Below are 23,718 nucleotides of genomic sequence, written 5' to 3'. Positions count from 1 at the left end.
ATATTCATAAATCGCTATTTTTCTTAACATAAACTACCTCGCTAACTTACAGACTGATCCTTATATTTAAAGGGTTTACGCGGCTCAGCCTAGAAAGATCTCGCAAAAACAAGTACTAGAGGATATATCTAGCTTATTAGAGTTATATAAATTTTTTATATGAATTTGTTACCAAAAATAGAGAGTTTCAAAAATTTTTTTTCAAAAAAAGTAAATGTGGATACGCACTTTATGTTTAAATTAGAGACATCGCTCAAGGACTTCTCACGAAGAATTCCTGATAGGATTAACTTATATAAAGCAAAAAAGTATTCCACCAAAGAAGCAGATATCAAAGGGCTAATTAGATTTTTAACAGATTTTCAATCTTTCTTTAATTTTCGATTTGACTATTGACTCTGACTCTTTAGTTTTTTTTGCCGTGCAATTTGCAGATATATATTTGCAGTTTACTGATTTTCATTCAACCATAGTAAGGAGATATTAATGTCTTACTCAAAAACACAGTCTAAAGCCAAGGCTGGGTACGACGCAGGTGTTCAGGACTATAAACTAAAGTACTATACCCCCGATTACACACCCAGAGATACTGACCTTCTCGCTGCTTTTCGCTTCGTGCCTCAACCAGGCGTACCTCCAGAAGAAGCTGCTGCTGCGGTAGCCGCTGAATCTTCTACAGGTACATGGACAACTGTATGGACAGATTTGTTGACCGACCTCGATCGCTACAAAGGTCGTTGCTATGATGTCGAACCAGTACCCAACGAAGACAATCAATACATCGCTTACATCGCCTATCCTCTTGACTTGTTTGAAGAAGGTTCTGTAACTAACTTGCTAACCTCATTGGTTGGTAACGTATTCGGTTTCAAAGCTCTTCGTGCACTTCGTCTAGAAGACATCCGTGTGCCTATTGCATACTTGAAGACCTTCCAAGGACCTCCTCATGGTATTCAAGTTGAACGCGACAAGTTGAACAAGTACGGTCGTCCTCTATTGGGTTGTACCATCAAGCCTAAATTGGGTCTATCTGCTAAGAACTACGGTCGTGCAGTATACGAATGTCTTCGCGGCGGTTTGGACTTCACCAAAGACGACGAAAACATCAACTCTCAGCCTTTCATGCGCTGGCGCGATCGCTTCCTGTTTGTACAAGAAGCAATCGAAAAAGCTCAAGCTGAAACTGGCGAAGTCAAGGGTCACTACTTGAACGTAACTGCTCCTACATCTGAACAAATGATGGAACGTGCAGCTTTCGCAAAAGAAATCGGCACACCAATCATCATGCATGACTTCTTGACTGGTGGTTTCACAGCAAACACCTCTCTTGCTAAGTATTGCCGCGACAATGGCTTGCTCTTGCACATTCACCGCGCAATGCACGCCGTTATTGACCGTCAAAAAACCCACGGTATTCACTTCCGCGTTTTGGCTAAGTGTCTTCGTATGTCTGGTGGCGATCACCTCCACTCTGGAACCGTTGTTGGTAAGCTCGAAGGCGAAAAGGGCATCACCATGGGCTTTGTTGACCTAATGCGTGAAGACCACATCGAACTCGATCGCGAACGTGGTATCTACTTCACTCAAGATTGGGCTTCTATGCCTGGTGTTATGCCCGTTGCTTCGGGTGGTATCCACGTATGGCACATGCCTGCGCTCGTCGAAATCTTCGGCGATGACTCTTGCCTACAGTTCGGTGGTGGTACATTGGGTCACCCATGGGGTGCTGCTCCTGGTGCAACCGCTAACCGCGTTGCTCTCGAAGCTTGCGTACAAGCACGTAACGAAGGTCGCGACATGATGCGTGAAGGTGGCGACATCCTCCGTGAAGCTGGTCGTTGGTCTCCTGAATTGAACGTTGCTCTTGAACTCTGGAAAGAAATCAAGTTTGAATTTGAAGCAATGGATACCGTCTAATTGATTAGCTCCATTACTATATTGTTTCGCTACGCGAAACAATATAGTAATAATTCTTGGTTAAGTTCAGCCTATGGATATTAAGCGCAGTACTAAGTCCACAGCCAATATGTTGATCAATTTTTTGACCTTCGAGGCTGTCAAGACTATTGGTGAGCAATTGCAGGAAACCGATAAGTTAAAAGCTCTTTGGTTTAATCAGTTCTCAACGCGCGAAAGACTCCAAAATGGTGAGCTTTATATCAAAGACCTTTTTGAGGTTCACCAAGAAATGGCTTTTCGAGTAATGACAGTGCGAGAGCATCTGGCGAATGAAATTTTAGAATTTTTGCCAGAGATGACTCGGACTGGCATCCAACAATCAAATATGCAACTTCGCCGTCAGCATTTTGAACGCATTATGAATGTTCAGGCTTCTGAGGGATATGCAGAATGCGAGAATCTAGATAATAAGTTAGATACTGGGATTGATGAGAAAAGCAATCCAGAATCTAGTTTAGAAGTTAGTCTTGGAAATCTCTTGGAAGAACCTTTAGAATCGATTGCGGATTCAGATGTTGATAGCGATCGCGCTACCACTCAACAAAATCAATAGAAATATAATTCTAATCGCGAGGAAATAATGCAAACTTTACCAAAAGAGCGTCGTTACGAAACTCTTTCTTATCTTCCCCCTTTGAGCGATGCTCAAATCACTCGTCAAATCGAGTACACCCTTAAGCAAGGTTTCTACCCTGCGATCGAATTCAACGAAGATTCCGATCCAGCAATCCACTACTGGACTCTTTGGAAGTTGCCCTTGTTCAGCGCCAGAACTCCTCAAGAAGTTTTGACTGAAGTTCAAGCTTGCCGCTCTAGCTATCCTGGTAGCTTCATCCGCGTTGTTGCTTTCGACAACATCAAGCAGTGCCAAGTCCAAAGCTTCATCGTACACAAGCCTAACGCTGCTCGTTACTAAGCTTTAACAAACAAAAAAGCCCCGCAATGCGGGGCTTTTTTGTTTGTTATTTCTGACGCTAATGGCGATCGCAAATAAAATTTGGTAAAATCAAAAAATGAAATTCGAGTGGGATCAACAGAAAAACCAGCGCAATATTGCCAAGCATCAACTTGACTTTGCTGATGCTTATAAGGTTTTTAAACTTCCTCTTCGAGTTTCTTTAGACGAAAGACAAGACTATGGAGAAGAGCGATGGGTTGGTCTTGGGTTACTTGATGGTCGTGTTGTCGTTATTGTTTTCACAGAAATAGACGCTCAAACGATCCGTGTTATTTCACTCCGCAAAGCTTTACCATATGAGCAAAAATATTATGAACAATACCTCAGAGACGAATTGGGCTAAACTTGACGCTCTATCAGAATCAGAAATTGATACATCTGATATTCCACCTTTGACCGAAGAGTTTTTCAATAAGTCGCGCTGGTGGAAGCCTGTATCTCCATTGAATGCTCTTGTGCAAGTTGATCCTCAAACACTTGCGTGGTTTCAGTCACAAGGCGATGACTATGAGAAGAAAATGGCAGCAGCATTAAAAATCTATGCTGAAGCTCATCAAGCAGCGTAGTCTTTGTAATTTATTTGTATAGAGTAAGGCATGAATATGATAGATATCCCAAAGCAATATGTTTTTGATGAGCAGCACCGTCCTCTTGCGGTGCAAATCTCTATAGATATTTATAACCAAATCGAAGAAATCTTAGAAAACTTTGGTTTGGCAAAATTAATGCAGGAAGTAGAAGATGATTAGTTGCTTTCTGGTGATGTTGCTTACTCGTATCTTAAACCGTTAAACAAAAACTAGTAATTACTTTGAGAATATATATGTTTCTCATACGCAGTTACAAAATCATCAAGATATAATTATAATAGTTTAAAATATCAGGCTGACGGGCTTTCAGATACAGGTTTACATATATTATTCATATTGTTTTTTTGCCATGAATGAATTCATCGTATCAATAATCCAACTCTTGCTTGCTCTGGTAAAAGATAGCCCTGAAGCGTTAGATAAAATATTATCTACAATTAATGAAAGTAAGGAATATGAATATGTAAAACCACCCAAGATTTTAAGTATCCGTAGTCAAGACAAACGCACTATTGATGAATTTCCATGGATGAGTTTTCAGAAATTCAAGAGGAATCGTGGTAAGTTACCTAGTCCAGAAGGCTTATTTGAGCTTGATGCTGTTAATAATGCTAGCTTCTCTTTGCTACAATCCCTTCGAGAAGAATTAGTACGGGCAGGCTGGGGATACAACTTTACGATGCGGAGAAAGGAATATATATCAGTCAAAAAGAGAATAATTTATAGCAAAAATATGACTGTCTTGGTTTGGTTAAGAGCTTCCGAACCTGACGATAATTCTATTGCTTATAAAAATCATAGGACTATTATTTCTCAATATAACAAGCCTAAAAAGGAGTTTAAAGTTATTGATGAGCATCATTTTGAATTTTACATAGAAGGATTACCGATTGATATTGACGAAAATGGCAATAAAATAATCATACAAGGAGATAAGAGTAGAGTTCCAAAAAGCACTGATAATCTTATCAAAGGAGACTACCCAGAGCATTATCTTGGTGAATTTAAAGCATATATTCCACCAGTAAATCACCTAAGACCAAATATTCATGCTCATTCAGGTGACTTTGGTTCTGGAGCTAAGATTGATGACAATAAAAACCACTTCCTTGCATTTACCATTACTCAAAATGACAAGGATATTAATGAAGGAACTATTCAGTTTTATGATAACTGTATATACCTAGACGAACGCAAAAATATTATAGATAAGATGGAGAGAGGACACATATGGTCCCATTTAAATCTTTCTGATTTTAAACTTCGTAAGTGTAGAAAACATTCGATCAGGTATCCTGAAACAAATCCCGATGGCAAAGAAGATAGGATTTTCATTGGCAAGCAATCTGATGAAAAGGAATCAGATTTGATGTATTTTGATGGAATCATTTATCGAATAGAAGTACATTATGAATCCTTGTCAGAAGATGAAATCAAGAAAAAGCATGTAAATTTTTTAAGAGACTTCACAAAAATCCCCGATCACTATTTAGATTCTTTATTTGTAGAAGATAATCCGTTCACTTGCCATACAACAACTAAAGAACCTCCAAATTTACATTTGTAGAAGTTAAATATTGGGAAATAGATAAGCGATCGCTGCTTGCTGATTTTTGATTAGGGGCGATCGCTTTTTTGTGGGAGATGAAGGGGCGATCGCAGTTTTTGATATTTGATTGAGTGCGATCGCTTGGTGCTAAGGAGATGAATGTGCGATCGCTGTTGTTGATATTTGGTGGATGCGATCGCTTTTTGTGGAGATATGAATAGGCGATCGCTGTTTATTGATATTTGGTTGGGGGCGATCGCTTTTTGTGGAGATATGAATAGGCGATCGCTGTTTATTGATATTTGGTTGGGGGCGATCGCTGTTTGTTGATTTTGGTTGGGGGCGATCGCTAGTTTTTGATATTTGGTTGGGCGATCGCTTTGTTGTGAGGAGATGAAGGGGCGATCGCGGATTGTTGATATTTGGTTAGGGGCGATCCACTATAATTCTAAGAATAATGTTAAATAATTAACCCATGCTGTTTGATTGGGATGAAACCAAAGCCAAAAGTAACCTAGCTAAACATGGAGTATCCTTTGATGAAGCAACCTCTGTATTTGACGATCCTTTGTTTTTAACTTTTGCCGATCCGACACATTCCATCCAAGAACAACGTTTTATTATTATGGGAGAATCGGCTAGAGGTAGACTACTAGTCGTATCTTATACAGAAAGACAAAATACAACACGCCTAATTAGCGTCCGTCCAGCTACTCGTAAAGAACGTAAAGCATATGAATCAGAACTCTGAGATTGATATGGAAGATGATTTACTTCCTGAATATGATTTTACTCAAATGACCGTTGTTGCTCGTGGTCAGGGAAGAAAGAAAAGCACTGTCACTGTCAATCTAGATCCTGATGTTGCTAAGTTATTTCCAAATTCGGTATCAGTCAATGAAGGTCTAAGATTGCTAATGCGATTAATTAAGCAAAATTCATCACAATTAGACGACCAGTTATCAATGAAATCTGAAAATCCGTAAATCTCGATTAGCTAATCAAATACTAATGGCGATCGCTGCTTGTTGATTTTTGATTGGGGCGATCGCTTTTTTATGGGGAGATGAAGGGGCGAGCACTTATTGATATTTGGTTGGGGCAATGTGAGTAGGTTATGCTTTAAACAATCATAGGTTAGAATATTATGCAAACTTGTCCCTGAGACTATTAAGCCATGTCAACACAGCAAGTCACATTCCAAGAATGCAATACTCAATTTGCAAAAATTTTTGAGAGAGTTCTGCAAAATCATGAAGTTATTTCAGTTTATAAAGAACCTGAGAAGAGCATTGTGATTTTGGATGAAAGAGAATATAGCAGCTTAATGGAAACATTGTATTTATTAAGCAACCCAGCCAATAGAGAGCGTCTATATCAAAGTATTTCACAGCATGAACAAGGAAAAGTAAGAGAAATAGATGTTAAGGCTTACTTGGACTGAGAACGCTTTAAAAGATTTGGATTGGGGGCAGCAGAATGACATCCGAAGAAATTTTAGAAAACTTTGGCTTGGCTAAGTTGATGCAGGAAGTAGAAGATGATGTGTTACTTTCTGGTGATGATGCTTACTTGTACTACCAATTGTTGAAATTACAAAATGTGGAAGGTTAAGACTTTTATGGGCAAAAATCTTGGGAAATACATCATTCAAACTGGTGAGATCGCTGGCACTGGTATAAAGATTGACTTTCGTGAATCCTTTGAAAAACTCCACAAAATTATAGGTATAGATAAATATTTCGTGGAAGAAGTAGATGAAGAAGGGATTACAATGACTATTGGTTGCACAACCTATATGTTCAAATTCAGTCGATTAGATGAGCTCTATTCAACACTGAAAGATTTCTCTGAGCGAGTATACAGTAAAGCGTATCTTCGAGAGTCACAAACAGAACCAGAACCACTGCCGTTAATTCATAGAATCCTTTTATTTGAAATTTTCCCAAGCAAGAAAAAGTCTGATTTTGAGATGTTTTATTTGGGTGACATAATTACGTCAGGAGTTTTTGTCAACCATTCTAAAAGTGTGGAATTACCTACGTTTGTGGAGATAGACGGATACAAATTCTCAATTGATATCTTTGATAAAATCCTAGCTAGATTTCAGCTAAATTCCTAAAAAGTTTGACATGGGGGCGATCGCTTGGTGCTGAGGAGATGAATGTGTGATCGCTGGTTTGATATTTGGTTGGGACGATCGCAGTTTGTTGATTTTTGATTGGGAGCAACAGCAAACTAGAAATCCCACTCAACTAATTGTTCACAGCGAGTGGGATTTCTGGTTTGCTAATTTTCATAGGTACGTCTGGCTTTATTTGCTTCATTGCGCAATGCATCCAGACGTTTTTCGATCAATGTACGCGATCGCCCCTTTGATGCATCACTGAGCATAATCTTCAGCCCACTGCCTAAGCTTTTATAAGCCGCAGGCAAAGGATAACCATTACGAACAGCTAGACGAATTGCGCCTTGATCAGCCTCGATCAAGTTGCGAATATCTTTTTTGCTCGTGCCCTTGCGCCATAGCTGAAACCCAGCTACGCCACAGATACCAAGCGCCAGCACAAATAGTAAACCGTTTTGCACCCAAAGCTCACCAACTGCACCACCTAGACCAATAGCTAGCGCTGCGACTTCCCAGCCATCTTTTGGCACTGCGTCATTTTGGATACGGGCTACTTCATGCCAATACAACAAATTACGCTGATCCTCAGCCATGCGTTCCCAGCGCACCATATCAACTAAAATCACTACTTCATCACCGCCAGCTTCTTCACAGGCTATTAGGGGCGGGCGGACACCGTCAGCATTAAGCACTTTTACCCATGCTTGTAATTCTGGCGGCAGCAAGTCTTGCAGACGGCGGATTTCAGTTCTGGCAAAGGTATTTCGGAGGGAGGAAGAAGTTGGAGATGGCATGAATCTTCGTCAAAGTTCAGAATTTTTGTGGACTTATCACTAAATCTAGATTTTAGTATAAGTTTTAACTACTTGCACTTTTGATTAGATTAATACAGATAAAAAGTTACCTTAAGATTATACGCTAGGCATGAGACCAAAGACCAAAAAGACAAATCTCCCTCTTAGTGGGAGATTTGTCTTTTTGGTCTTTGGGTTTAAGGCGATGCGCGTTTATGCGATCTCTTTGATTTCGCGAATATAGTCATTTTCACTAATCTTTCCTGCCTGAAATTTCTCTTGTAAAGCAGAGATCGCTGGTGACAGCTCTTTTTGCTTATCGGCAATTGCCTTTTGGAGATCTTGAAAAGTGCGTTTTCCCTCAGATTTGGCGTTAGCAAATAGTTCTGCTAGCGTCACATCATCCATTTCGCAGCCTTCAGCAAAATATTGATTTGCGAGGTTCCCAATTGCCCAAGTCATACTAAATGCTGCGGAACCACTGATAATGCTGCCAGCGACAGGGATCAGCAATACGATATTGGAGAGAGCAATTCTTGCTGCTGTAGCACCTACGCTACCAAACACAACCTTATTGAAATCTGGAGAAGCATGATTAGCAGGATATCCCCAAATCTTGCCAATTTTTTGGACAAGCTCTACTTGATCTTTATAAATCATTAGATGACTGACGGTGGCAAATCCAGGAGTGGGCATTGCGCCACCCACAGCATGCATAATTGCAAATAGGCGCACATTGGTATTAACCGCTAGTTCGCGCTTGTCAGGATCGGCGATCGCTTCCATTTGCTCGGAAATTGACATGTTTTGAGCCGCATCAACGATCGCAGTTAGCTTTTCAACTGTGCCATCCGCCAATGCAAATTTGTCTTGAAGCGTCTGCAGGAGTTCAGATTCTGGTCTGCTGACATCACTATCGGCTTTTGCCAAGATGTAGGCTGATTGGTACAACTGCTCTTTAATTAAGGGACTGTTGATTTTATTGAGCAGATCGTTGGTAGAAATATGTTCTTCTAAGAGACGTTCGAGCGTAATCTCTTTTTCAAGCTCCAAAGCCGCAATCGCCTCTTCTAGAATCGCTTTTTCTTGCTCATCTATATGATTGTCCGCGATCGCGACCTGTATCAAAATCAACAGACTTGCTAAGATCTCATCACGATTTATCGCGGACTCCTCTAAGGATGTCGAATCAAAGACGCTTTCAGCTTGGCGCTCGGCGACTGTATATAGGCGAGTAAATTCTCCTGATGTCCAGTCGCCTTGACTTGGTATACGTTCCAAGCGACTGTCTTGCGTTAAATCTTGTGTTAAAACAGACTGTAAATAGATATAACGACAGTCAATCTGGGTGAGATTGGTAGTGGCATCAATAGTCCATCGATCTAGACAGATGCCTGTAAATAGTGCGTTGCTGAAATCTGCACCGACAGCATTGGTCAAGGTAAGATTGGCACTTTCCAAATTTGCACTTTTTAAGGTAGCGCCGCGCAAGTCTACTTCCCTTAAGTTTGCACCATTGAGGTCGGCTCCAATTAGATTTGCCCCTTGAAAGTCCATCCCCACATAGGATTGCTTTCTGCCATTGCCTGTGACTAACAGATGCAATAAAGCTGGCTGGCTCAAAATCGAGCCACGATCTACTCTGGCTAGCAATAGCTGCTCGGCTTCATAAAAGCGCGATCGCATCAAAATTGCTTTTCTAAAGTCAGCATTATTCAATTGGGCTTGAGAAAAATTGGTATTGGTGAGATCTGCCTCACGAAAACTCGTTCCTAAAAATGCGGCAAAGGCTACAGCAAAATTATGAATGGCAGTATGTTCTACATCACCTGCTACAGCCCTCACCGCCACATAGATACCTAAGCCCACTGCGCCCAAAGAGCTCCATGCAGGGGCATTGGCGAACTGACATCCGATAAATGCCGCCACGATTGCGATCGCGCCGACAAATGCCCCCATCGCCTTCCCCCGAATCATCTCCGCACTTGCCACGATCGCCGCTACTCCTCTAGCAATTATGAATGCTAAAAGTATGGCTAGAGTACTAGTAGCTAGCGACTCACTTAACAAACGGTGAGAAGCAATAATTGAAGTTGCGATGACTGTTGCAGCTACCATGCCATTAAACAGGAACCCATCTAGGACAATAAAACCCTGCCGCAAGGTAACTTGAGTCCCAAAAGCCAGCACAATTAGTAAAAGTATTCCAGGAATAGTCTCAAGCCCTGTTCTTTCCGTCGTCTCTCTAGCGATCGCAGTACTCAGGAAAAACGAGAAAACACCTGTCACGCTAGCAAGAGCAACCAATCCTGTGAGCGCGATCGCTTTCCGCCCATCGGTTAAACCTGCTTTGGCGTTAGTAAAATTTGCATCTGTGAGGTTTGCTCCAGTAAAGTCAGCGCTACGAATATCCGCACGACTAAAGTTTGCTCCTGTCAAGTCTTGTCCTTTAAAAGAGCGTCCGCGCAAATATTCGCCTGCAAAGTTTTGTGGCATGTTAGTCCCAGTCAAAATCAGCAATAGGTAATACTATTTATTACCATACGGCTGTCGTTCCCAGTAATTGGCTAACAGTAAAATCAGGAAGCAGTTTTTGTGGCGCGGCGAAGCCGCGCCACAAAAACTGCTTCCCGATCTTGATCACAGTTATGTATGTTGAAGAACACAAATTTAGACAGATAGAGATCATCTCCTCTAGTCGAGAGAGCTTGCATAATAGGCGGAGAAATAGATTTAGCACTGTTTTTTTGGAGTTCCTATCATGAGTAAAACGACTTGGAATATTCTTGGTATTCTTACTATCGTGGCAGGCACGATATTCTTTATGTCACAACCAGAGAGATTTGCAGCTTTATCACCTGAACATCGCCCTAAATTCATTGCAGGTGGTGTTTTGATCTTTGGCATTCTCGCTACGATTGTCATTACCTGTTTCCTTCCCGTAGCTCGACCTGTAACCTTGCGAATTATCGGAGTGATCGGAATAGCAAGTTGCATATTTAATCTTATAGAAGGTGGTAGTAGAGGTGATTTTGCTCAATTTCCTGTTACTCTTGGTTTTTGGTTCCCTGGTTCACTGTATTTGGTAGTAAAAGGTAAGATGAGCTAACAGATCGTCCAACCATACCAGCCTATTCGTGACTACATGAAATTAATTCGCGATTTTGTTCTACTGCCATTGTTTCTTTTAGCCGCTGTAGCAGCCTTTGCTCCTACAGTCCTAGAGGCTAAATCGAATTCTTCAGTTCCATTAAATCGTTATCAACTAGAGAATGGTCTGCGGGTGTGGCATCAATATCGTCCTGACAGCAAATCTGTGATCGTTTATCTCGTGCTCCAAACTGGTTCGCGAAATGAGACAATCCTCAACAATGGAATTTCCCATTATGTTGAGCATATGGTCTTTACAGGTACAGAGCGTTGGACAGAGGAACAAGTTAAAGACACGATCGCAAATATTGGTGGGTCATGGAATGGTTGGACAAATAAAGAGCAAACTGGCTTTTATGCTTTAGTTGCTGATCTTGATGTGGAAATCGCTTTGGATTGGCTATCGCAGATAGTTTTTTATCCGACATTTCCTGTGGATAAGGTTGAAAAAGAACGGCATGTAGTTTTTCAAGAGAAGGGAGGACAATATGGATGGTTTATTAACCAATTGGAAGCATGGGGATATGGTTACGACCTATGGCGTGAGGTAGAAAAAGCGTTATTTCCAAATTCAACTTTGACGATGACTGTTATTGGGGAAGAGGATTCGCTAAAGCGGATTGATCGCAATATGTTACTTGATTATTACAAGCAACATTACAACACTAAGAATGCGACTCTCATCGTTGTCGGTAATGTTGAAGCGTCGCAGTTGCGACCTTTGGTAGCAAAATACTTTGGTGATTTGCGATCGCAGGGTGAGCCTGCCGCTATTGATAAAGCAGTTTCTGCTGATAAAGGAGGTTATCGAGTCAAGGTCGCGGGCCCAATGCTCAATGATCAGATTCGCTTAATCACTGGTACGCAAACAGTTGGAGATGGACATAGCGATCGCTGGAGTCTCGATGTTTTAGCAAAAATGATGAGTCGAGATCTATCTGAAGAGATCCGCACAAAGCGTGGATTGGTTTACAGTCTATCTGCATTTAACAGTAGCTATCGTGATGTGGGATATTTTGCTGTTACTACACGCTCTGAGGAGAAGCATCGCGATACGATTTTACAGCTTATAGATGGTTATATCGAGAATGTCCGTCAAGGAAAAATAGATGCAAAACGCTTGGCTGAGGCTAAGACGAGTTTGATTCGCTCTTGGTCAATCTCTAGGGAAAGTAACAGCGCGATCGCAGATTCGTTGATGTATTGGTCAGCAATACTTTCAGATATGGAACCCATCCCAGATTATGTTACAGAGATTGAGAAAGTCTCGGATCAGGATCTAGTGCGCGTTGTTCAAGTCTATTTTATGCCACAGCGTCGTTTTGTGGCGATACATCAACCTGCTATTACTTTAATCTTTGGTCTGCAAGTTGCTGGAGTAATCGTAGTTATTTTGGGAGGATGGATTGTGTATAGAGTGTGGAGACGTAAGCGAAAAAAGAATGCCCAAAGCCCTTAAGATTGCGCCCCTATGGAGCTAAACCTTAGTTTTATTGGTATTAATGGCTTGCTCATGTATAATCCTTTCCAATTTGTACAGCTTAATTTCTATGGTTGCTAACCTTATAAAGCCAATAGCAGACAATTTTTGGAGCGAGTATAATATTCGCTTAGAGCCTTGGAGTATGGGCTATGATGCGCCTGTCAGCATTAATCCTGAAGAAATTCCCACTAGTGACAGGGTAAATACTGAAGTTGAGTTTGGTAATGGTGAATGGCAGCCAATTAGGGCGGAGATCGCACCCGAACTTCCTAATCAAATTTTGTTCATTGATGGCAGACTACGCCTCGATGCTAGTTTTTTGGGTCGGCGCGATGATGAGATTTTGTATGGTGCATTTGCCACTATTTCAGTGGGAGCCGTGTTAGTCGATCGCACGATCAGTAGAGCAAAATGTGTAGCGACAGAAGTAACAAGGATTATTGCTCTGGGTGGAAACTTGACTCCTCCTGTAACATCAATTCCCTGTCCTGTAAGTGGTCGAGGTGATTTAAAATACGATCGCTGTTTGACTAGCAGCAACAATCAACCAGATACTCCTTCTCAATTAGTTCAAAGCGAAATGCTCGACGAAGAACTGCGGATTGCTAATGCTCTCTCTTTAAATAAAGAATTAATCAAAGAAAATACACTAATTGTTCGCGATGGGCCTTTGCTTTATCGGGTTTATCAAACTCCCTACGATACGATGGGCTATGTGAAAACAATGGGTAAAGCTTATCTCAAGGGTGATAATGCTCAAGTTATGCGATCGCTTAAGGTAGGAGAGCGAACACCGATTTTTAGGATTTCTAATAGCAATGGCTCGAATCTCAGTTGGTATTTGCGATCTGGCAGTAAAGATTTGAACTATAAAAAGCTGGGTTATCATGATTTACATGGAATTATTCGCATTGACCTAGATGGAGCAATTCCCCTAGAACGAGCTAAGGTGATCGCTGATCAGAGCACATACTTAATTCCCCAATATGCTTCTCATCCCACTCGCGATCCCCGTGCACCACAAAATCTTACACCAGTGGGAGCTTTAGAAAAAGAGCTAGGGCGGAGAATGGGTAGTCGTGAATTAATTGCTCGACGTTTACGCGGATTTTTAGCTGATTCTGCAAATTTTCAGCCAACATAACCAACAAAAAAGATAAAGGGCGGCGCTTTGCGCCGCCCTTTATCTTTTTCGTTTTGAGAATAAAAGCATGGCGATCGCTCCGATCGCAAAGCCGCTAATGTGAGCCAAATAAGCCACCCCTGGTAAATTAGGATTCGCCATAGCCGCATAAACAGTTTGACCTGCAATCCATAGTCCCAAAAATACTGCCGCAGGAATCGGAATTGCCGTTACAAAAAAACCTAAAAATACTAAGCTCAAAATCCTTGCGCGGGGGAAGCGAATTAGATATGCACCCATTACACCTGAGATCGCGCCACTAGCTCCCACCATCGGAACCAAAGACATTGGTGCAGTGATCACTTGACCAACTCCTGCAACAACTCCACAAAACAAGTAAAAAAACAAAAATTTCCAATGCCCAAGTTGGTCTTCGAGATGATTGCCAAATAGATAGAGAAACCACATGTTCCCAACTAAATGGAAAATATTGCCATGGAGAAACTGTGATGATACTAGTGCAATTGCCCCTTTTGCAGGATTAGCAATTAATTCTTTGGGAAATAGCGCCCAATTTCCAAACCATTCTCCCAGTTGAAAATTTGGCAAACTAGCTTGATATCCATAAATAAGCACATTTATTAAGATCAGCACATAGACAACTATGGAAGTATCTTGAGTCGGATTATCATCATGTAAAGGAAACATTGCTAACCATAAGCGACAGCTTTATAGATTTTAGCAATTATCGCTATGGCTTCATGCTTTACAGCTGTGCATTTCTGCTATTGCTAGTCTTTGTGTCTTAAAAGGAACAAATTAAAAATTTAGGAGTCTATGTAGTAACGAGAGATTGTGTTGACTCTTAAAACTATGGAGATAGATTAATTATGCACTGGCAGCAAAAATCCGCTTTATTACTGTGCATTCTAACTTTGGGGAGCAGCACTTTACTAGCTAGTACAGTCGAAGCAAAAAAGCCAAATAAAGTTAAGCCTGAGAAAGATGCCGTAACTACTGTAACCACGACGACCACATCAATAGAAACAATCAGTCTGACTACAATTCAACGGACTCAAATCGTAGAGATTATCCGTGGGACAAGTACCTATAGCTATCTAATCAATAACATGTTACGTCAGCAAATCTACACTCAAGTCAGTTCTTTACCCCCAGGGATTCAGAAAAATCTAGCCCGTGGGAAAGGGCTCCCCCCTGGTATCGCTAAGAAAGTCTTACTTCCTGTATCTGTTGTAAACTACGTCAATTTACCTGCTAATACGAATATTATTGTCGTAGGCTCCAATGTGATTGTGATTGATCCAATTAAAAATGTGATTCTTGACATCATCTCAAATATTCTTTAATACCAATTTTTGAGAATAAAAAAGCGGCGCATTGCGCCGCTTTTTTATTCCATATCATCAAGCTTGATGCGTGGATCGACGGCTTTGAGTAATAAGTCACCAATAAGATTGCCAACGACTAGCATCAAAGTCCCTAACATCAGCCCCGCCATGACCAGATTAGTATCTTTTTCTTTAGTTGCATCTAAGAGAAGCTTTCCTAACCCTGGCCAGCTAAAAAAGAATTCAGTAATAAATGCACCACCTAATAGTCCCCCAAATTCAAATCCTAATAAAGTAAGCAAAGGATTGATCGCATTACGCAGTGCATGGACGTAGATCACTTTATTCTCTGGTAATCCTTTGGCACGGGCAGTTTTGATATAGTCCTGACGCAACACGTCCAGTAAACTACCGCGCATAATTCTTTGTAATCCCGCAAAGCTAACCACAGTCAAAGTCAAGATCGGCAAAATCATGTGGTGGGAAATATCGAGAAACTTCCCAAAAGGAGATAGCTCCGCAAAGTTAATACTCGTCATACCTCCCACAGGAAACCAGCCAGTATTTTGAGCCAACATCAGTAAGAGGATTGCCAAAACAAAGCTGGGAAAACCTTGGGTAGCGTAGCTTACTATTTGAATTAGGCGATCGCTCCAAGTATTTTGTTTAACCGCACTGTAAATACCGAGGGGAATTGCTAACAGCCATGTCGTGAGCAGGGACACAATAGACATCAAAAGTGTATTGCCAGCCCGCTCAACAATTAGCGGTGTGACAGGTGCTAAACCTTGGCAACGCACTCCTAAATCCCCACCTAACGTATTCTGCAACCACAAAAGATATTGGATTGCTTCAGGTTTATCGTAGTTCAGTTGCTTTTCCAACTGCTCGATTGTCTTTTTCGGAGTATTAGGATTGTTTCGTAGATCTGAGAAGCAATTACCAGGGGACTTAGTAATTGCAAAAAAACTTAAAATTGACACACCTAAAACGACAATAACTGCCTGTCCGAGTCGCTTCACCACAAAACCCGTGGTGTCATTTATGATCAAGCGCCAGAAAGATCGATTTCCTTGGTTTGCAGTTGTCATAGATCAAAGTTGCTAGTCAATTTGGGGCATTTACTCTTCAGCTATATTAATCTAAATTCGTGTGTAAGCGCTGCGCCACTTTAAGTAGGTCAGCGAAAGAAACCTATAAATGCCCAGATCCCCGACTTTTTTTGTGACTATAGCAATGAAAGTTTTGCTTAGGGCATCAAACCCAAATAAATGAAGGCGGCGCGAAGCGCCGCCTTCATTTATTTGGGTTTGATCGGAAATTGCTGTCAAATGCTAGGGCAAACTCGAAAAACTAGTTTTGGTTTTACTAAGCATTTCTTTAATATCAACATTTTCCCAAAGGACTCGATATAGCTGTAATGGCTCTTCTTTTCCTTTCACCTTAATTAGGTCTAGCTTCTCTAGCGGTAGATTATGAATGGCAATATGAGTCCTTGTACTTTCAGAAATAAAGACTTCTCCAGCTTTTGCGGCTGTACAAATTCGGCTCGCCACATTCATGGTGTCGCCAATATTAGTGTACTGAATGAGATTCTCAGATCCTATATTTCCAGCAGCGACCATCCCCGTATTTAGCCCAATGTGAATCTGGATTTGCAGATCGCGTCCTTGTTCTGTCCACTGTTCATTTAACTCTTTCATCGCCCATTGCATTGCGATCGCAGCATTCACCGCCATGATTGCATCATCATCTTTTCGATAGGGTGAACCCCACACTGCTAAAAGGGCATCAGCGATATATTTCTCTAATGTGCCACCAAATGGGAAGACGATATCTTCGACCATTACTTTGAAATATTCATTCAAAAATTCGAGAACCTTACGGGGCTGCATTGGTGCAGTCATTTCTGTGAACCCACTAATATCAGAAAACAGAGCGGTCACTTCCGTTTCGATAATCCGATTTAGATCCCAACCTTCTTCGATCTTTTGACTGACTGCGGCGGGGAAAAATCGCTCTAATTTAGTGCGACGAATTACTTCTGATTGCATGTTGCGATAGAGGTTAGCATTTTCGATCGCGATCGCAGCCTGATTCGCTAAGCTGCTTAAAAACTCTAAATCTTCTTTATTGTAGGCATGACCACGGGATAAATTATCCACATACAGAACACCGATTGTCTGATCTCTGGGTCTTAATGGCGCACACATCGCAGCTTGAATCGATTGTTGAATGATAGATTGCGAACTATCAAAACGGCGATCAAGCGAAGCGTCATCACTGATAATCGCATCTCCCTGTTGAAATACAAAATTAGTAATTTTACGACTATAAAAATCAAGATCGGCTGTGGAGTTAGGATTGCTAAATCTATAGGCTTTTGGTTCTAGTAGTCCAGTTTTTTCATCGACTAATAATAAGACTGCGCGATCAACTGACATGATTTTTAGTAATAATTCTAAAATCTTTTCAGGTAGAGCTGAGTAAGCTTCAGGAGATGCTAATTCTTGGCTAACCTCTAGTAAAACTCTTAGCTTTGCTGATGTCCTCTGTACCTCGTCTGTACCCTGAATCATCAACACTGAGCCTGATGTTGTTAACTTCTGCTGTTTTAGCAAATCTTGCATATTTACACGAGATTTCTCTGGAGAAACTCTCATTAAAATCGATAAGCCTGAATTTGGAACTACTTTTTGACTAGCAGAATCATCCGCAGATTGTGACTCGTCAACTAATCTAAATACGACACTACCAAACTGAACTAAATCACCATGGTTTAACTTTTGTTGGATAATCTTGACCTGATTAACAAAAGTGCCATTACTACTATTCAAGTCCGTAACATATAAGCCTTTATCTGTTACCTGAATTTCCGCATGATGCCGCGAAAGACTTCGCGCATCATCTTCGACGACGATACTGTTATCTAGTCCCCGCCCGATCGTATTTACACCATGTCGTAGATCGCAGATGCGCTCATGGGGAGTACCTTGACTTTGAATAATATATGGCATATTTTTTCCTACCGCGACTACTGCAATATCATTACAGCGCAAAGCGCTGAAGTAAAACCCAAAATTTTTATTGAAAGTTTTACAAAGTAAAACTTTCAATAAAAATTTTGGGTTTATTAGCTAATTCCACTACAGAAGTACTTACGAAAACTCTCGTATCATTCATAATGAAATTAACAGCATTATCACATTTTTATCCATGTCTCCAACTACGTTAGAAGTACAATCTCAAGTTCAGGCAGATACTCAGGTTTCAACTGATCCTATTTCCGAGTTTAATCAATATGTGATGAGTACCTATGCTCGCTTCCCGATCGCCTTAGAGCGAGGCGCAGGTTGCCGAGTCTGGGACAGCACAGGTAAAGAATATTTGGATTTTGTAGCGGGCATTGCTACTTGTACGTTGGGACATGCGCATCCCGCAATGGTCAAAGCCGTAACTGAACAAATCCAAACTCTACACCATGCCTCTAATTTGTTCTATTTTGCGCCTCAAGGTCAATTGGCTAAATGGCTGGTACAAAACTCTTGTGCGGATAAGGCTTTTTTCTGTAACTCTGGTGCTGAGGCAAATGAAGGCGCAATCAAATTAGCTCGTAAGTATGCCCATACTAAGCTCGGCATTGAAGATCCCTTGATTTTAACCGCAAATGCTAGTTTTCACGGACGTACCCTTGCTACTGTCACAGCAACGGGGCAACCTAAATACCACAAGAATTTTGCGCCCCTTGTCCAAGGATTTGACTACATTAAATATAACGACATTGCCGCCCTTGAAGATGCTGTCAAAAAGTATGAAGGTAGACTTTGCGCGATCATGCTCGAACCACTACAAGGTGAAGGTGGTGTAAATCCTGGCGATCGCGCTTACTTTGCGCGGGTTCGTGAAATCTGTGACGAGAAGAAAATTCTGTTAATTATTGATGAAGTTCAAGTTGGTATGGGACGTAGTGGAATGCTCTGGGGTTATGAAAATCTTGGCATTCAGCCCGATATCTTCACTTCAGCAAAGGGATTAGGCGGCGGCATTCCCATTGGCGCGATGATGTGTAAGGCGCATTGCGATGTGTTTGAGGCTGGGGATCATGCGAGTACCTTCGGTGGTAATCCTTTTGTCTGTGCGGTTGCCTTAGCCGTTTGTAGCACGATGGTTCAGGATAATTTGATTGCCAATGCGAGAGAGCGTGGTCAGCAATTGCGAACTGGACTACAAGCTATTTGCGATCGCTATCCTCAGCATATTGCTTCAGTCCGTGGCTGGGGCTTAATCGATGGGTTAGTTTTGCAAGAGTCTAGCAATATCCAAGCTCGTGATGTGGTTGCGGCAGGAATTGAAAATGGTTTGCTGCTAGTTCCTGCGGGTGTGAAAGTGGTGCGCTTTGTGCCACCTCTGATCGTCTCTGCTGAGGAGATTGACCAAGCTTTAGCCATCGTCGAAAAGGCGATCGCTGCTTTCTAGATAAAAAAGAGCAAGTGTTGCTTCGCAACACTTGCTCTTTTTGGCGGCAGTTAAGTTAGTTGTAGGGTGAGTTAGCGCAGCGTAACGCACCATCAAAGTCCAGACGGTGCGTTACGCTATGGCTAACGCACCCTACAGTAAATCTTATTTGACAGAAATCAATGCTCCGACAGGCTGCTAAGCTGCCATTTTTAGCAACAGTTCGGAATCTAGTAGAAATACAGTTTGTGGATTAGATCTTTTAATGGAGACTTGCATTGTGTGACTAGCAATTCCTAATGTGTCAAGCTCGCGATATGCAGATGGTATTGGCTGCAAACTATTTACAGAAACATTCTCCACATTTGGTAAGTTGGCGATCGTAATGCCAAACAAAGAGTTTAGACCCGAAAAAATTACCAAAAAGCCTTTAGCTAGATTTATCTCCTTACCATAGATTCGCTTGTACAAATCAATGACTAAAACCTCTTGATCTTCATAGTTCGCTATTCCCAATAATTTATCACCACTACGATGAATTTTAGGTAAAGGGATAATTCGCACCACACTCTCAATGCCGATCGCTAAATTGAGGTCTGCCATCGTGAAGATCAGGAATTTAAGCGTTTCTACTTTTTTTTTGTTGCTGAGCATAGTACTTAATTATTAATTCGGATAGTGAAATCTGATATAGGAAGAGATTCGAGCCGCCTATACGATTAGCCCTTGGATAGTTTTGATTAATTCTTGCTCTAAATAGGGTTTGGTGAGATATCCTGAAGCCCCTAGCATTTGAGCAACGCCGCGATGCTTAGCACCGCTGCGGGAAGTAAGCATGGCTACAGGTATCTTTCGATAACGGACATCTTTACCACAAGCAGCTAAAAATTCAAATCCATTCATGTTCGGCATTTCCACATCACACAACACTGCTTGAATTTCAGAAGATCTAGCAAGCTTTTCGAGAGCTTCGCGTCCATCACCAGCTTGAATCACTTGATAGCCGTATTTTTCTAAGGTCAAATACAGTGCTTGGCGAACAGTGAGTGAATCATCCACAATTAAGATTGTTTTTCGCTTAGGCGCAACAGGCTTTGCTTCCAATAAAGGTGTGTTAGTAGATGCGTCTGCGGATGGCGATGCTGATAGCAAGGATTTGGTAGACTGTTTGATAGAGAGCAAAACTGAACTATCAATTACGGGTACAAGTGTTCCATTGCCCAAAACTGTACAACCGTATAAATAAGGTGGCGGTGTGATTGCTTTTCCAAAAGGTTTAATCGCTAACTCCTGCTCATTAAGCACCCGATCAATAGGGAGAGCTACAACTTGCTCGCCATCAGAAAAAAGCAGTAAGGTAGTCTGATTCTCTTCCGTAAATGACTCCGTGTTAAACATATCTAGGGACTGCTTGGGCAATGGATAACCATCAGCAAATAAAGATATTGGATATAAAGGAACTAACCGATCTTCAAAACGATAGAACTCATTACCTTGGATAATTTGAATGTCATTACTATCAACGGTGATAATACCTAGTAAGCTATCGATCGCGATCGCCAATAATCGTTCTTGAATGCTGAAAATCATCAGCTTAGCAATGCTCAAAGTAAGCGGTAGTTTAATCGTAAAAGTCGTACCTTGTCCTAGTTCCGACTTGACTTCAATTGAACCTTTAAGACTACGAACTTGCTCTTGGACAGTCGATAGCCCCATCCCTCGACCTGAGAGCTCAGACACTACAGCCGCTGTCGAAAAATTAGGTTCAAACAAAAACTGATAAACTTCTTCATCAGTAATCTGATTGGCTTGTTCAGACGATAATAAACCAGATGAGATCGCCTTTGCTTTGACTTTATCGGGATTAATCCCTTGACCATCATCTTTGATTTCGATATAGGTTTGATTGCCGCGATAATAAGCACGAATTTCAATACTGGCAATCAAGGGCTTGCCTCGATCTAGTCGATTTTGAGCTGGTTCAGTACCATGATCGAAAGCATTACGGACTAGATGTACAAAGGGATCATAAAGTTTTTCTAATATCGATTTATCAACTAATGTTCCTGTCCCAATTAATTTTAGATTGACCTGCTTGTTATATTTGTTTGACATCTCCCGCACCATGCGCGGCAAACTGCTGAGAATATCTCCCAGTGGCAACATTCTCGACCACAGCAAGTCATAACGTACTTGTTTGAGAATTTGCTGCTTGCGCCTTTGCGTTTGTTGCGTCTGTTGCATTAAAACTGTCATGTCGCGCATCCCTTCATCCATTTGCGCAATATCTTCGAGCGCTTCTTGGATAAAACTATGCAGATGGCTATAGGAATCCATTAATAATGGATCGAAATCTGCCAGTAGAGTCGTAGAAGGGGAAAAGCTGTTGGAGATCGCATTAGTCTCTGAGGTATCGGGATGAGGAGAATCTACAGTCATCTCTCGAGTTCTAACCTGCGATCGCTGCGCTTTATCAAGCCAAGTTTGTAAATTTTTAGAGAGCTGATCAAAACCTTTAAATTGCTTTTGAATGCGTTCAATTTTGGCTTGAAGCTGCTGATTTTGAAGAATTGAAGCATTATCTTGCGTTACTAATTCACTAGAATAATTATTTAATCGATCTAATCTGGGTATTGCAACGCGAATAGTTTCGGCAATAGAAGGAATTGCATTTTTAGTTGTACTGACAGCCTCTTGGGTAATATAATTAGCAGGTATTGTCTTGGGAAGCTGTGGCTCATTTCCAGCTAATTTGGAAGAAGATGTATTTGCTAATGAGGCTTCTTGAGGTTCAAAGAAATTAGAGAGTGCAGATATATCTGATACTTTTTCTACTTCATCTCCTTCTTCAAACGGATCTATTTTCTCTAGTTCTTCTACTTCATCTCCTTCTTCAAACGGATCTATTTTCTCTAGTTCTTCTACTTCATCTCCTTCTTCAAACCGATCTATTTCTATAGAATTATTGGCATTTTGACCTATCGTTTCAGTAAAAATATCAAAACCTTGATCAAGATTATCAACATCAAAATCAAATGCATCATTTTCTGTTTTTGTTTCTGATAAATCAGTATGATTTTCAGAATTGATGACTTCGATATCGTCAAAACGATCAAATTCTTGATTATCAGCAAATAAATCTAATTCTGCTTCTAGAGAATCACCAAAGAAATTGTCTGGGGCTAAATCAGTCTGTGTTTCAAGTTCTAGTTCTGAGTTAGGATCTGGAAAATTAATCTCATTGAGTTCATTCTCTAAAGACTGGAACCAATCGTCAGCATTGTCAAAATCTGCCTCAAAAGGATCCTCCTCCATCAAGTCTGAAATTGTTGATGTTGGAATTGTCTCAATCTGACTAGATGGGGTTTGACTAGCTTGAAAATGAGATTTTGTTAAGGCAATTAACTCTGGACTGGGTTGCCCACCTTGAGCGCGATCACCAGCCAAAACCTCATCACGGGCAGCTTCAAAATTAGCAACAGCAACTTGACCTACCAAAATGGGATTGTCAGAATTATTTTCAAGAGCCTTTAGGGTGGCATTGGCGATCGCTTTAAACCCAGACAGATTTAGTAATTCACCAATACCGCTGAATACTTCTATTTGCGCTCGAATTTCCCCAGCCACAGGTATGCCTTCAGGGTTGGCTAGGACATTTTGTAAGCGGATAAGACCCTGTTGCACATCACCTTCAAAGACGATCTGAACAATATCAACACCTAACTCAGCCGCTGTTGGTAATTCAACATCTTCATCTGTATCACCCAAATACATCTTTAGCACTTCAAATACTGGTTCTGCTGCTGCGATCGCAGCAGCAGAGTCGTATTGTCCTGATTGCAGTTGATCCATCAATGGCAAACGCAAGCAATCATAAGCTTGAAACAAAAGACCTTCTACATCGGCATCAATCTCGCCTTCAAAACGGTATAGCGATCTGAATACATCTTCTAATTGATGAGCGACCGTTTTGATACCTTCGAGATTGAGGCTAGCGGAACCGCCTTTGATCGAGTGAGCAGCTCGCATGATCGAATGGATATTATTGGTGCTACGATCTTCACGCAAACAGAGCAAGCCTGTCTCAATCGTTTGCAAAAATTCAGGTGCTTCTTGCTTAAAAAATTGGTAAGCCTGATCATGGATTTCTGTTTCTGTGCTGTACATGGCTGCTATCCTG

Annotated in this window: 24 protein-coding genes and 2 pseudogenes; 18 read left to right on the top strand and 8 right to left on the bottom strand. The window is 41.2% G+C overall.

Translation table 11 applies throughout. The annotated features are described in order from the left end of the window. Nucleotides 1–486 precede the first annotated feature (486 nt). The 13 genes and pseudogenes from PseudUWO311_RS01420 (at nucleotide 487) to PseudUWO311_RS01375 (ending at nucleotide 7,178) form a co-directional block, all read left to right on the top strand. Nucleotides 487–1,917: a form I ribulose bisphosphate carboxylase large subunit gene (locus PseudUWO311_RS01420; RefSeq protein WP_142653310.1), complete on the top strand. Its 1,431-nt coding sequence runs from the start codon at nucleotides 487–489 to the stop codon at nucleotides 1,915–1,917. Between the two features lie 73 nt (nucleotides 1,918–1,990). Continuing rightward, complete coding sequence (locus PseudUWO311_RS01415; protein ID WP_142653309.1) at nucleotides 1,991–2,512, top strand: chaperonin family protein RbcX; 522 nt, start codon at nucleotides 1,991–1,993, stop codon at nucleotides 2,510–2,512. A 27-nt stretch (nucleotides 2,513–2,539) separates the two neighbouring features. Continuing rightward, a complete protein-coding gene (locus PseudUWO311_RS01410; RefSeq protein WP_142653308.1) occupies nucleotides 2,540–2,875 on the top strand; it encodes a ribulose bisphosphate carboxylase small subunit in 336 nt (111 codons plus the stop codon). A 97-nt stretch (nucleotides 2,876–2,972) separates the two neighbouring features. After that, complete coding sequence (locus PseudUWO311_RS01405; RefSeq protein WP_142653307.1) at nucleotides 2,973–3,260, top strand: BrnT family toxin; 288 nt, start codon at nucleotides 2,973–2,975, stop codon at nucleotides 3,258–3,260. Next, nucleotides 3,214–3,483 carry a BrnA antitoxin family protein gene (locus tag PseudUWO311_RS01400; protein WP_142653306.1) on the top strand — a complete coding sequence of 90 codons (270 nt, stop codon included), beginning with the start codon at nucleotides 3,214–3,216 and terminating at the stop codon, nucleotides 3,481–3,483. The genes PseudUWO311_RS01405 and PseudUWO311_RS01400 overlap by 47 nt, the downstream gene beginning before the upstream one ends. A 36-nt stretch (nucleotides 3,484–3,519) precedes the next feature. Continuing rightward, complete coding sequence (locus PseudUWO311_RS23865) at nucleotides 3,520–3,666, top strand: hypothetical protein (RefSeq protein WP_190303355.1); 147 nt, start codon at nucleotides 3,520–3,522, stop codon at nucleotides 3,664–3,666. A 190-nt stretch (nucleotides 3,667–3,856) separates the two neighbouring features. After that, nucleotides 3,857–5,074, top strand: coding sequence for a hypothetical protein (locus PseudUWO311_RS01395; RefSeq protein WP_142653305.1), 1,218 nt, complete (start codon nucleotides 3,857–3,859; stop codon nucleotides 5,072–5,074). A 168-nt stretch (nucleotides 5,075–5,242) separates the two neighbouring features. Continuing rightward, nucleotides 5,243–5,386, top strand: coding sequence for a hypothetical protein (locus PseudUWO311_RS23860; protein ID WP_190303354.1), 144 nt, complete (start codon nucleotides 5,243–5,245; stop codon nucleotides 5,384–5,386). A gap of 145 nt (nucleotides 5,387–5,531) precedes the next feature. Continuing rightward, a complete protein-coding gene (locus PseudUWO311_RS01390) occupies nucleotides 5,532–5,807 on the top strand; it encodes a BrnT family toxin (protein ID WP_103666304.1) in 276 nt (91 codons plus the stop codon). After that, nucleotides 5,791–6,042 (top strand): hypothetical protein, encoded by a 252-nt coding sequence (locus PseudUWO311_RS01385; protein WP_142653304.1) that lies wholly within the window; start codon nucleotides 5,791–5,793, stop codon nucleotides 6,040–6,042. Before PseudUWO311_RS01390 ends, PseudUWO311_RS01385 begins: the two co-directional genes overlap by 17 nt. Before the next feature lie 191 nt (nucleotides 6,043–6,233). Further along, nucleotides 6,234–6,500 carry a type II toxin-antitoxin system Phd/YefM family antitoxin gene (locus PseudUWO311_RS01380; protein ID WP_142653303.1) on the top strand — a complete coding sequence of 89 codons (267 nt, stop codon included), beginning with the start codon at nucleotides 6,234–6,236 and terminating at the stop codon, nucleotides 6,498–6,500. 44 nt (nucleotides 6,501–6,544) lie between these two features. Continuing rightward, nucleotides 6,545–6,670 (top strand): annotated as a pseudogene (locus PseudUWO311_RS23855) (hypothetical protein); the annotation flags it as partial. Beyond that, nucleotides 6,657–7,178, top strand: a complete 522-nt coding sequence (locus PseudUWO311_RS01375) for a hypothetical protein (RefSeq protein WP_190303352.1) — start codon at nucleotides 6,657–6,659, stop codon at nucleotides 7,176–7,178. The pseudogene PseudUWO311_RS23855 and the gene PseudUWO311_RS01375, both read left to right, overlap by 14 nt. Here the strand turns inward: PseudUWO311_RS01375 and PseudUWO311_RS23850 are convergent. The 3 genes from PseudUWO311_RS23850 to PseudUWO311_RS01365 all read right to left on the bottom strand — a co-directional run bounded on the left by PseudUWO311_RS23850 (nucleotide 7,156) and on the right by PseudUWO311_RS01365 (nucleotide 10,474). Further along, nucleotides 7,156–7,293, bottom strand: coding sequence for a hypothetical protein (locus PseudUWO311_RS23850; RefSeq protein WP_190303351.1), 138 nt, complete (start codon nucleotides 7,291–7,293; stop codon nucleotides 7,156–7,158). The genes PseudUWO311_RS01375 and PseudUWO311_RS23850 overlap by 23 nt on opposite strands. 52 nt (nucleotides 7,294–7,345) lie before the next feature. Further along, nucleotides 7,346–7,978: a DUF3318 domain-containing protein gene (locus tag PseudUWO311_RS01370; RefSeq protein ID WP_142653301.1), complete on the bottom strand. Its 633-nt coding sequence runs from the start codon at nucleotides 7,976–7,978 to the stop codon at nucleotides 7,346–7,348. Between the two features lie 213 nt (nucleotides 7,979–8,191). Beyond that, nucleotides 8,192–10,474 (bottom strand): DUF533 domain-containing protein, encoded by a 2,283-nt coding sequence (locus PseudUWO311_RS01365; RefSeq protein ID WP_142653300.1) that lies wholly within the window; start codon nucleotides 10,472–10,474, stop codon nucleotides 8,192–8,194. 265 nt (nucleotides 10,475–10,739) lie between these two features. On the opposite strand from PseudUWO311_RS01365, the gene PseudUWO311_RS01360 reads away from it, so the two are divergent. The 3 genes from PseudUWO311_RS01360 (at nucleotide 10,740) to PseudUWO311_RS01350 (ending at nucleotide 13,755) form a co-directional block, all read left to right on the top strand. Further along, nucleotides 10,740–11,087, top strand: coding sequence for a hypothetical protein (locus tag PseudUWO311_RS01360; RefSeq protein ID WP_142653299.1), 348 nt, complete (start codon nucleotides 10,740–10,742; stop codon nucleotides 11,085–11,087). 36 nt (nucleotides 11,088–11,123) lie between these two features. After that, the gene (locus PseudUWO311_RS01355; protein ID WP_142653298.1) at nucleotides 11,124–12,587 is read left to right on the top strand and encodes a M16 family metallopeptidase; all 1,464 of its coding nucleotides are present in this window, start codon (nucleotides 11,124–11,126) and stop codon (nucleotides 12,585–12,587) included. Nucleotides 12,588–12,678: 91 nt separating this feature from the next. Then, nucleotides 12,679–13,755: a hypothetical protein gene (locus PseudUWO311_RS01350; RefSeq protein WP_142653297.1), complete on the top strand. Its 1,077-nt coding sequence runs from the start codon at nucleotides 12,679–12,681 to the stop codon at nucleotides 13,753–13,755. Between the two features lie 39 nt (nucleotides 13,756–13,794). On the opposite strand, the gene PseudUWO311_RS01345 is transcribed toward PseudUWO311_RS01350, so the two are convergent. After that, entirely contained in the window at nucleotides 13,795–14,442 is a 648-nt protein-coding gene (locus PseudUWO311_RS01345; protein WP_142653296.1) for a rhomboid family intramembrane serine protease, read from the bottom strand. 449 nt (nucleotides 14,443–14,891) lie between these two features. Between PseudUWO311_RS01345 and PseudUWO311_RS24785 the strand changes: the two are divergent. Beyond that, nucleotides 14,892–14,979 (top strand): annotated as a pseudogene (locus PseudUWO311_RS24785) (hypothetical protein); the annotation flags it as partial. 166 nt (nucleotides 14,980–15,145) lie between these two features. On the opposite strand, the gene PseudUWO311_RS01335 reads toward PseudUWO311_RS24785, so the two are convergent. Both PseudUWO311_RS01335 and PseudUWO311_RS01330 read right to left on the bottom strand, forming a co-directional pair. Continuing rightward, nucleotides 15,146–16,174 (bottom strand): ABC transporter permease, encoded by a 1,029-nt coding sequence (locus tag PseudUWO311_RS01335; protein WP_142653294.1) that lies wholly within the window; start codon nucleotides 16,172–16,174, stop codon nucleotides 15,146–15,148. A gap of 243 nt (nucleotides 16,175–16,417) precedes the next feature. After that, nucleotides 16,418–18,100, bottom strand: coding sequence for an adenylate/guanylate cyclase domain-containing protein (locus tag PseudUWO311_RS01330; RefSeq protein WP_142653293.1), 1,683 nt, complete (start codon nucleotides 18,098–18,100; stop codon nucleotides 16,418–16,420). A gap of 199 nt (nucleotides 18,101–18,299) precedes the next feature. On the opposite strand from PseudUWO311_RS01330, the gene PseudUWO311_RS01325 reads away from it, so the two are divergent. Continuing rightward, a complete protein-coding gene (locus tag PseudUWO311_RS01325) occupies nucleotides 18,300–19,559 on the top strand; it encodes an aspartate aminotransferase family protein (RefSeq protein ID WP_142653292.1) in 1,260 nt (419 codons plus the stop codon). A gap of 177 nt (nucleotides 19,560–19,736) precedes the next feature. Here PseudUWO311_RS01325 and PseudUWO311_RS01320 read toward each other — a convergent pair whose 3' ends face one another. Continuing rightward, nucleotides 19,737–20,192: a chemotaxis protein CheW gene (locus tag PseudUWO311_RS01320; protein ID WP_142653291.1), complete on the bottom strand. Its 456-nt coding sequence runs from the start codon at nucleotides 20,190–20,192 to the stop codon at nucleotides 19,737–19,739. 57 nt (nucleotides 20,193–20,249) lie between these two features. After that, nucleotides 20,250–23,705, bottom strand: coding sequence for a hybrid sensor histidine kinase/response regulator (locus tag PseudUWO311_RS01315; protein WP_142653290.1), 3,456 nt, complete (start codon nucleotides 23,703–23,705; stop codon nucleotides 20,250–20,252). Nucleotides 23,706–23,718 lie beyond the last annotated feature (13 nt).

It is taken from the genome of Pseudanabaena sp. UWO311 (assembly GCF_006937785.1).
Classification (GTDB): Bacteria; Cyanobacteriota; Cyanobacteriia; order Pseudanabaenales; family Pseudanabaenaceae; genus Pseudanabaena.
This window is presented reverse-complemented; position numbering and strand designations above follow the sequence as displayed.